The organism is Aeromonas sp. 82P, assembly GCF_051919365.1.
Taxonomy (GTDB): domain Bacteria; phylum Pseudomonadota; class Gammaproteobacteria; order Enterobacterales; family Aeromonadaceae; genus Aeromonas; species Aeromonas veronii.
The window spans coordinates 1-1,820 of the sequence record NZ_JBQBEV010000008.1; the positions used below are offsets into that span (position 1 = coordinate 1).

Consider the following 1,820-nt stretch of genomic DNA (forward strand, 5'->3'; position numbering starts at 1 on the left):
CAGCATGAATATTGTGAAGTGAATACAGAGACCAAGGCGAAAAATGAGTTCACCTTCTACTCGCTCTATATGCATCTGCTGCCTTGGGGTCAGTACCAAAGTACCGAAAAGCTGGTATTGAAGAAGGGGTGGAATGCACGCAATTCCGTTCCCCACGCCAATCCCGATGCTGAGCAGCAGCGTGTTGATGCCGCCTTGCCGCGTTTCACGCTCCCCAAAGATACAGAACTGGAAATGGACAACGGTACACCTTCCCAAAAGGGGAGTGTCGGGGGCAAGGTGTATGACTTCATCAAGGTGATCATCAAGAGCCCGCTTTCCAGTGCCCAGATAAAAGAGGCCGAGAAGGCCGGTGTTGTGGTCAGTCAAGGGAGTTCGGTCTGGATCGCCAATAGCCCGGATGCGGTGACCTTTATCAAACCCAATGTGCCAACCTGGCTATTTGACCAAATAGACGCCGAACTGCTGACAAATATGGTTGGTCGTGCGGATCCTGTTGTCAATGGGCCTACAGGCCGTCTGATGGCGGGAGACCGAAGCGTTTCTCTGCCCGCAGGAACAAAAGTGAAGTATGATGCCCACCGACTCGAATTCCACTGGGTGGGTGACAAGGCGCGCAAGATGGCCAGATGCGAATATGTGACACCGAGTGCAGATAGTGCTGCAGGTAGTTGCGGCATGGCTTGGGTGTGCGTTGAGGATGAATTTATCAAGGTAAATGCGCGTACGCCTTCCCATCTTGGCGAGCTATATGTATCCGCCATCTCCCGTCGCCATCGCGGCGGGAGAGACCATAGGGTACCTCGGCCTGGTGGAAACGCCGGGTTCCCTTATCGGGGGCAAGAAGAGCAAGCATCAAGTCCATCTTGAAGTTTTCACCCAGGATCCTCGTCTTGACGATGTGCTGGCCAACAAGGCGGGAACAAAAGGCGGTGCTACCTATGCCAAGGTCCTGGCGGGACTCGTCTTGCACGAAAAGAAAAAGCAGGAAGATAAAGATCTTTGGGTGGCAACCGGTGACAAGAGCCTGGAAGAGTTGGTTGAGTCACCAAAGTTTGAAAAAGATGCCGCCAAGCAGGAGTGGGTTTGTGTTTCGTCAGGAAAATATGTCAAGAAAGAGCAAGTCGAACTGTTAAGTCAGCATGACTGGCTGAAGATTGGTTTTAAAAAGGTCGATGGTTCAGGCTCCGATGGCTATCTGGATCCCGATGCGCCACCCAGCTTCTTTACCGAATTGGTAAAGAGTTTCGATACTGATAAGAGTGGTGAGCTTAGCAGTGAAGAAATACAGGCGGCCTTACAAAACAGCAGCAATGCAGAAAAACTTCACAAACTAATCGTCAAGCATCCCAGTGAGTGGTATGAAAAATCATCAGCCAGCAGTTATCTGTGGCTAGATAAACTGATGACCAAGATTGGCTTGCCTGATTTTGACCTCTTGGTAGGTCACGAGAAACAGCGTATCGATAAGCTGGAGTGGATGCAGAGTGCTGCCAAGCTAAAGCTTGATAAGGAGGTCTGGCATTTTAATCCATTGCTAGTATTGATTAATAAAAAAGTCAATTCATGTTATCGATTGCTTTGGGGGCAGAAAGTAACAGTTTCATTAGGAAGCGAAAAAGCTTGTGAGTTCAGACGTAGAGTTGTTGATATATGTGCTGAAGTGTGGGGTGAGAATAAAAAAATTGAGTATGCAAATGTTTTAATGGCTTGTATGGCTGTTGAAACATCAAGGATATTCACTTCTTCGGTGATTCTTCTTAAACCACTTAGAGATACTAATGGTGCATATATATATAATAAAAATGGTAGGATTAAAA

General features: G+C 47.9%; 2 protein-coding genes. Both read left to right on the plus strand.

Features of this window, described 5'->3' with window-relative positions; genetic code table 11:
• Positions 1-870 (plus strand): hypothetical protein (locus tag ACTG2S_RS21415; protein ID WP_439983304.1); only part of this gene is annotated, 870 nt, incomplete at its 5' end.
• The coding region (locus ACTG2S_RS21420) for a hypothetical protein (protein WP_439983306.1) at positions 812-1,820 on the plus strand (1,009 nt) is incomplete at its 3' end. The genes ACTG2S_RS21415 and ACTG2S_RS21420, both read left to right, overlap by 59 nt.